At 59.5% G+C, this 7,168-nt stretch carries 4 protein-coding genes, 1 tRNA gene and 2 pseudogenes; 4 read left to right on the top strand and 3 right to left on the bottom strand.

The genetic code is table 11. The features are described 5' to 3' along the window. The first annotated feature begins 103 nt into the window (after window positions 1-103). Window positions 104-508 carry a nuclear transport factor 2 family protein gene (locus P0R31_RS40265; protein ID WP_275521122.1) on the top strand — a complete coding sequence of 135 codons (405 nt, stop codon included), beginning with the start codon at window positions 104-106 and terminating at the stop codon, window positions 506-508. A gap of 32 nt (window positions 509-540) precedes the next feature. On the opposite strand, the gene P0R31_RS40260 is transcribed toward P0R31_RS40265, so the two are convergent. Beyond that, on the bottom strand, window positions 541-1,038 hold the full coding sequence (locus P0R31_RS40260; RefSeq protein WP_275521120.1) for a DinB family protein: 498 nt from the start codon (window positions 1,036-1,038) through the stop codon (window positions 541-543). Between the two features lie 417 nt (window positions 1,039-1,455). Here P0R31_RS40260 and P0R31_RS40255 point away from each other — a divergent pair, with 417 nt between their 5' ends. The 3 genes and pseudogenes from P0R31_RS40255 (at window position 1,456) to P0R31_RS40245 (ending at window position 6,632) form a co-directional block, all read left to right on the top strand. Next, window positions 1,456-2,763 carry a tyrosine-type recombinase/integrase gene (locus tag P0R31_RS40255; protein WP_275521118.1) on the top strand — a complete coding sequence of 436 codons (1,308 nt, stop codon included), beginning with the start codon at window positions 1,456-1,458 and terminating at the stop codon, window positions 2,761-2,763. Window positions 2,764-3,549: 786 nt separating this feature from the next. Continuing rightward, window positions 3,550-4,221, top strand: a pseudogene (locus P0R31_RS40250) (IS110 family transposase); the annotation flags it as partial. Between the two features lie 752 nt (window positions 4,222-4,973). Next, window positions 4,974-6,632: a recombinase family protein gene (locus P0R31_RS40245; RefSeq protein WP_275521124.1), complete on the top strand. Its 1,659-nt coding sequence runs from the start codon at window positions 4,974-4,976 to the stop codon at window positions 6,630-6,632. Here P0R31_RS40245 and P0R31_RS40240 read toward each other — a convergent pair. Both P0R31_RS40240 and P0R31_RS40235 read right to left on the bottom strand, forming a co-directional pair. After that, window positions 6,589-6,665: transfer RNA gene (locus P0R31_RS40240), tRNA-Met, on the bottom strand. The genes P0R31_RS40245 and P0R31_RS40240 overlap by 44 nt on opposite strands. Window positions 6,666-6,973: 308 nt before the next feature. After that, window positions 6,974-7,168: pseudogene (locus P0R31_RS40235) on the bottom strand (hypothetical protein); the annotation flags it as partial.

The raw sequence follows: 7,168 nt of genomic DNA, 5'->3' as shown, positions 1-7,168 counted from the left end.
GGTGAGGGTGGTGGCGGGAGGGAGGTCGTGCAGCACAGTTCCATTCGTTTTGCCTTTGCACGCAAAGGTCGCTAGGCTCCGCTGATACGTCAGGGAGGGTAACATGGCACAACGCGAAGAGATGCTCACGACCGTCAGGCGCGCTTACGCTGCGCGCGACAACGATGACGCCGAGGGTTTGGTATCAGCGTTTGATCCCAAGGGTCTGTTCACCTTGATGGGCGACAAGAATGCACTCGAATTGACGGGAAGCGTGGAGGGACACCCGAACCTGCGTGGTGCCTTTAGCAAATTGATCGAAGACTTCGGCTTCGAAGGCCGCGAGATCCTGGCTGAGCTGGTTGACGGCGATCGTGTCGCCATTCATTCCCGCGTCGACGTTCGATACCGTCCAACCGACCAGGTTTCCAGCACCGAGATTCTGGACCTGTTCAGGCTTCAAGACGGCAAGATCGTCGAGCTGATCGAGTTTGCGGATACGGCGCAGGTAAAGGCGATGATCTCCTGACACGCGATGAGATGGATTGAAACGCCCTCGCGCTACGCCAAAAGATGAATGTCAGTCGGCTCCGGGTTTGCACCGGCTGCCGTCAACATTGCGTGGACCTGACCTCGATGGTGGGCCTGGTGATTGAAGAGTTGAATAGCAACGAGCGTCTTTGGCTTCTCGATCCGAGTTGAACCATCCCCAGGATACCAAACAAGCATCCCGTTCAGGTCCGCGTCGCGCAATCGCGCTGACCACGCTTCGATTTCCTCGTTCCGTTGCAAGCGGAGCGCCTTGAAGGCCTCCCAATCCGAGGGACTTGCGAGGGAGTGCTTGATGGTTTCCTCTGGACGCTCGTTCCCCTTTAGTCGCTCCAGTATCAGGGCATCAGCCCAATAGACATGGTTCAACGTAGCTGCAATCGACTGGAAGAACGCCCCTCGATCTCTCCAGCGATCCTCGTGGGTCAGCCCGTCGGCGGCCGTTACCAAAGAGGCGTTCTGCCAAGTGTTGTAGCGGGCCATGAGCCGGCAGTAGTCGGCTGAGATCATTTTCTCAGGGCTCCAAAGGTTGTCGATGTTGGCTGATCTCGGAATGTTGCCCCAGACGTGCAGCTACAGTTACGGTGAGGGCCAGAAAATTGGCCTTCGCCAGTGGTCTAACTGGACGCCCTACAGAGTCGGGTTTGGTGCTCGCTCCCGAAAACTAAGCTCAACAGAGTTTCAGGCCCCTCAGAGCGCAGAACAGACTGAGCCAAGCAAATGATTGTATGCTGGTACAGTTGGGTGGGCTCGAACCACCGACCTCCTGTTCCACAGACACAGCAAGGGCTCCGCCGGCTCTACGCCAATCCCGCAGCTCGTACGAAAATTGCAGCATTATCAATCAATAAGCCCGCCGTTCCTCGCCTTACCTGCGCTGCATTTGGGGCTATGGTGGTAGCTACATGGTAGCTACAGAGACGATGGATGGCCGTTTCGAGTATAACGATCCGCGCGGTGCAAGCGCTCAAGCCGGGCGAGACTATTTGGGATGCAGACCACCGCGAAGCGGTGCGGGGCTTTGGCGTTCGGCGTCAACGCGACCAAGCGACCTACGTCCTCAAGTACCGAGTGTTCGGTCGGCAGCGCTTCGTCACGATCGGTCCTCACGGCGCCCCTTGGACGCCACAACTTGCCCGCAAGGAAGCCAAACGGCTCTTGGGCCTGGTTGCCAATGGCAAAGACCCGGCGGACGAGAAAGCCAAGGCGCGCCTGCAGGCGGCCGACACACTCCGGGCAATCGCGGATCAATATCTCCGGAACGCGAAACAAAGGCTGAAGCCCCGGACCTATTCTGAAATTGAACGCTACTTGTTAGTCAGTTGGAAATCTCTGCATCCGGTCTCGGTTTTCCAGATCAGCCGCCGTCATATCTCGGCTCGAGTCGCCGACATCGCATCAGTTCATGGAGCCGTCTCAGCAGCCCGTGCCCGAACTGCCCTGTCCTCAATGTTCAACTGGGCAATACGCGAGGGCCTCGACATTGCCGCGAACCCGGTTCTCGGCACCAACCGCCCCGTGCAGCCGGGAAGCCGCGAACGGGTCCTCTCGGAGACGGAGCTATCAGCAATCTGGCGAGCCAGCGGCGATGACGATTACGGACGCATTGTGCGTTTGTTGCTGCTCACAGCCCAACGCCGCGATGAAGTAGGCAGCATGCAATGGGGAGAACTTGACACCATTTCAGGGGTCTGGACGCTGCCAAGCGCCCGAACGAAGAACCATCGCGAGCACTCGGTGCCATTGGCACCCGCTGCCTTAGCCCTGCTCCCGCACCGCCGAAACGGTCGAGACTTCCTCTTTGGTGACGGACCCCAACGCAGCGGTGACCCCCATCGTGGGTTCTCCGGCTGGTCAAAGTCGAAGACGGCACTCGATGCTCGGATCGCGAAAGCCAGGGGCGAGCCCCTGCCCCATTGGACAGTTCACGATCTTAGGAGATCAGCGGCTACGGTTATGGCTGACCGGCTTGGCGTGTTGCCGCACATTGTGGAGGCGATCTTAAACCATGTCAGCGGCCACCGGGCCGGCGTTGCCGGGGTATATAACCGCGCTCGGTATGCGGCCGAGATGCGCGAGGCGCTCGAACGCTGGGCACAGCACGTCGCAGCCTTGCCAGTCCAAAAGCCGGGACGTGCCGACCCTGTAATTGTAGGCACCGAGCCCTTTCATCCTGATCTCTCCGGCATCCACTCGAAAGCTCAGGGACTGCCCTTTGAACAGGCGGAGCTGTAAGGTCAAATCGAGGAGGCGCAACACCGGATTATTGCGATCAATTGAACAGGAGATTTCTAAGCTCGTTCCATAAGCGAACTCCGACCGGGCCGCTGATTAAGAGTCGGGCCCCGGGTTGAGAACAATCATGACTTACTGGTCCCACCACTGGCTTATCCGACCGAAAGTGGGCATTCGTCCCCCGATCATAGTGATTGCACTGCCTGATATCGCACCTGCGACCGAGCGGCGACGGACGCAGCCAAAAAAGGGGATCCGAGGTGTGAGGGTCGCGTGGGCAAGTGCCGGAACCGCGAATGCCGAGCCACCAGCTTTGTCCGCGAGCCGGGCGAACGGTGGGCAAGCGGCCTCAGCGCACCAGCTGAAGCGGCTTCTGTTAACAACTCTCTAGGGACGCCGATAGGGGCTCGGGCGAGCACAACGCAAGCATGCGCCTTGTCCTAATCGCGCATAGCCCTGGTGGACGCCTCAATGGTGAGCCGGTAGCAGACCAGCTTGCTACCGTCGAGAATTTCTAGCGAGCTATCACAGGCTGGGCAGCGATACTCACCTTTCTTCCCGGGCTGTGATGATAATTCGAGGCGCGTGTTGAGGCGCACACCGCCGTAGCCTAGCCGACCTCAAACGGTGCTTTCCGGCGAAACGATCCGTAGCTAAGACGAAAAACGGCACGCTTTCTATGCGATATTTCACCTCGTTCCTCTCCGGGATCAGCGGCGGCGAGGTCCGGCTGGTTAGCCTCCGTTGCCGGGCCTCGCTTCCGATCCTCGTGTTCGCCGGCCTGATCTGCGAGCGGAGGCCGAGGCCGTGGCGCTGCTCGAGGGACATCTAACGAAGCTCGGCCGCATTCCCATGACCCGTGACAGCTTGGGGGCTTTCGCCAGGAAGGAACTCACCCATGACGATCATGTGGTCGTCGAGGCGACCGGCAATGCCGCGGCCGTTGTCGGAGTTCTGGCACCGTATGTCGACCGTGTTGTCATCGCCAACCCGAAGCAGGTGCGGTTGATCGCGCACGCAAAGATCAAGACGGATGCGATTGATGCCGCCGTGCTCGCGAAGTTGTACGCCACCGAATTTCTTCCGGGGGTCTGGGTACCCGATCAGCGCACTATAGCCCTGCGACGCCAAGTGGCGCGCCGTACGCAGCTCGTGCCTCAGCGGGGGTACGCTTGAAGAACCTCATTCAGTCGATCCTTCACGCCCACCTCATTCCGCCCTGTCCACACCTCAACCTTGTAGGGATCAGCGGCCGCGGGTGGATCGCCGCCCAGATAGTCCCTGCCGACGAGCGTGCCGCAATCGAGCGGCATCTGGCGCAGATCGACCTAATCCAGGGTTTTGTTGAGGGATGTCGAGGCGGATATCGTGCGTGAAGCGATGTCCGATCCGGTCATTCGGCGGCTGATGACGCTCCCGGGTGTGGATATGACGGTGGCTTCCGGCGTGGCCGCGGCGCGCAGCAACGGTACGCCGAGACCAACATCCTTCTCGCTGAACAAGACTTTGCGCCTTTTTGAGAACTAGTTCATTAGTGCTTCCGCCGAGCGGTGACTGGGCTGAAAACACGAAATTGGTTGGGTGCCGGCTGAGCGCTGCGTCAGCTCGCGATCAGTGCGTTCGAGTTCACGCCTTTGCGCCTCGATATCGTCCCGCGCTCGATCCTCAGCTGATTCACCTCGGGGTAAACTCTTGGCAGAATTCCTTGAACAGCTCGAAATCAAGCAAAAGGTAGCAAAATCAGCAAAGCCGATCGAATCCGCCGCTCACACGGCCTGGTTGCAGGTTAGGTTCAGGCCGAACTGGCTACGAAGTCAACGTCCGGTCCGAGCCTGACGAGGCCGGAGTCGCTCTACTGTGACCTGGGTCGCAAGGAGCCGAGCATACCGCTCCGCAGCATTGAGCACGTCGGCGGGCGCAGCCGTTCCATGGTCCATCCTTTTTCTTCGCCACGATGTCCGATTGCTCGACGAGCTCATAGCGGCCGTTCCGCTTGGGCGCCGCCGGAGCATGATGCTCGGGATGATCACCAAGGCGGACATTTCCTGGCCAGGCCTCAGCGCAGGTGCGTGCACCTCGTTGAGTTGCGACATGACCTAGAGGTTTGATCGTGCAGGACGCACATCGCAAATTGTCCTTGCAGACGAATCCAGACAAGGCGATCTTAGGCCTCGCACGCGTACTTGCTCGTCTGGCCGCGAGGGAAGATCATGAAAGAGAGCTCGCAAATCGAAGCGACAGGGAAAAGAGCGACGATCTATGCTCGATTCTCAACGGATCTTCAGAATGAGCGATCAATTGAAGATCAGCTTTCACTTTGCCAAAGCTATGCCGAGCGCGAAGGCTTAAGCGTCATCAGCACTTATGAAGATCGAGCTCGTTCAGGCGGCTCAGTTATGGGGCGCGAAGGCCTTCTGCGCATGTTGGACCACGCGCGTGAGAGATCTTTTGACGTAGTGATTGTGGAAGCGCTCGATCGCCTCTCTCGTGACATGGAAGATCTGGCAGGAATCCATAAGCGATTATCATTTCTTGGCATCGAGATCCGTGCGGTCCACGAGGGCGTCGTTAACACAGTTCTGGTTGGTCTGCGCGGCCTCGTCGGACAACTCTATCGCGAGGACAACGCACACAAGGTTCGGCGTGGTCAAGCCGGTCGAGTCAAGCAAGGTTTGGCCGGAGGTGGCCTAACATACGGATATGCGGCGGTCGCCGGAAAGAGCGGCGAACGAGTCATCGTAGAGGCCGAGGCACAAGTGATCCGGCGCATCTTCCAGGAATACGTTGACGGTCGGACGCCTCGCGAAATCGCGCATGATCTCAACAGGGAGCGGGTATCACCTCCGCGAGGTCGGGCATGGAATGCCTCCACCATCAATGGCAATCTCGAGAGGGGTGTAGGCATTCTGCAGAACGAGCTTTATTTAGGGCGCCTCGTCTGGAACAAAGTCAGGATGGTGAAAGATCCCGACTCGGGAAAGCGCCTTTCACGGCCAAATCCTAAGAGTGACTGGCAAATTGCTGATGTGCCGCATCTTGCGATTGTCGATCTAGAGCTATTCACAGCTGCTCAGCAACGCAAAGAAAAGCGCAGACATATCCACCCCAGCCATCAACGACGGCCTCGCCGGATGCTATCTGGGCTGCTCCGTTGCGGCTCGTGCGGCTCCGGCATGGCAACCAATGGGCGGGACAAATCAGGTCGCGTTCGCATTCGCTGCTCGGCCGCGACCGAAAGCGCCACGTGTCCGGACGCCAAGACGTTTTATTTAGATACTGTCGAGAGCGCGGTCCTCAACGGTCTAAAGGCCGAATTGCGCGCGCCGAAAGTTATCTCGGAATACGTGCGAACGTATCTCGAGGAGCGGAAGCGCCTCGCAGCCACATCACATGCAAAACGACAGCGCCTTGAGCACCAGCTTGGCCAACTAAACCGGGAAATAGAACGACTGGTGGATGCGATTGCGAAGGGGCATGGCGATCCATCCGTTCTCGGCCCGAGATCAACTGCCTTAGATGCCGAAAGGAAGCGGATATTTGAGGACTTACAGAGCGAACCACCCGCACCGAAGGAAGTGGCGCTGCATCCGGCCATACTCAAACGATATGAAGAGCAACTCGGTCAACTTGAAGAAGCACTGGGTAATGGTATCAGTGCGGGTGACGGAGAGGCCGCAGAAGCGATCAGAGACCTGGTCGAGACGGTCACTGTGTTCCGTGATCGAGAACGCCTAGGCGGTGTAGTCGTGGAGATAGCAGGCCGGCTGAACGCCCTGCTCGGGGAAAAGGCCTACCCAAACCGGGTGAAAGGAGTGTGGGGAAAGGTGGTAGCGGGGGAGGGACTCGAACCCCCGACCCCAGGATTATGATTCCCGTGCTCTAACCAGCTGAGCTACCCCGCCACAGGGATCGCGGCGGCGAACAAGGCCGATCTCGCGAACGCGCGGCATATAAGGAAGGGGGCGACGGGAAGTCAAGCAAAGTGGTCCGCCTTTTTCCGCCTTCGCCAAAGGCTATGGCAGGACAAGTCGCCCTGTGAATGCGGCCTCTTTTCAATGAGTTCGTCATGGCCGGGCTCGTCCCGCCTGCCCGACCGAAGCCGCTTCGGCGAGGCGAAGGCCCGGCCATTCACGCCCTTCTTCGTGCGTCGAAGAACGTGGATGCCCGGGACAAGCCCGGGCATGACGGAGATTGGGGGCGGAACACGCCGCTATTTCGGCCTCACATTCGGGTCGCCGCCGGGGCTGCCGGGCGGCGGGATAACGGGGGTGTTGCCGCCGGTGCTGGGCGCGGGGGCGTGCATGTCGGGATCGACGCCCGCGGGCGGGCAGAGCACGCCGTCCGTCTTGGCGAGCTTATCGCCGAGCGGTTCCCGGGACTGGCCGGTGGTGGTGCCGTCCGGGGT

Source organism: Bradyrhizobium yuanmingense (genome assembly GCF_029167105.1).
In the GTDB taxonomy this organism is placed as follows: Bacteria; Pseudomonadota; Alphaproteobacteria; order Rhizobiales; family Xanthobacteraceae; genus Bradyrhizobium; species Bradyrhizobium yuanmingense_A.
The sequence above is the reverse complement of the archived record's forward strand: the minus strand, read 5'-3'. Positions and strand labels throughout refer to the sequence as shown.

What these genes read in the sequence shown, in the direction of transcription:
- P0R31_RS40265 (WP_275521122.1), top strand. Translation starts at nt 104, where the DNA reads ATGGCACAACGCGAAGAGATGCTCACGACCGTCAGGCGCGCTTACGCT.
- P0R31_RS40245 (WP_275521124.1), top strand. Translation starts at nt 4,974, where the DNA reads ATGAAAGAGAGCTCGCAAATCGAAGCGACAGGGAAAAGAGCGACGATC.
- P0R31_RS40255 (WP_275521118.1), top strand. Translation starts at nt 1,456, where the DNA reads ATGGCCGTTTCGAGTATAACGATCCGCGCGGTGCAAGCGCTCAAGCCG.
- P0R31_RS40260 (WP_275521120.1), bottom strand. Translation starts at nt 1,038, where the DNA reads ATGATCTCAGCCGACTACTGCCGGCTCATGGCCCGCTACAACACTTGG.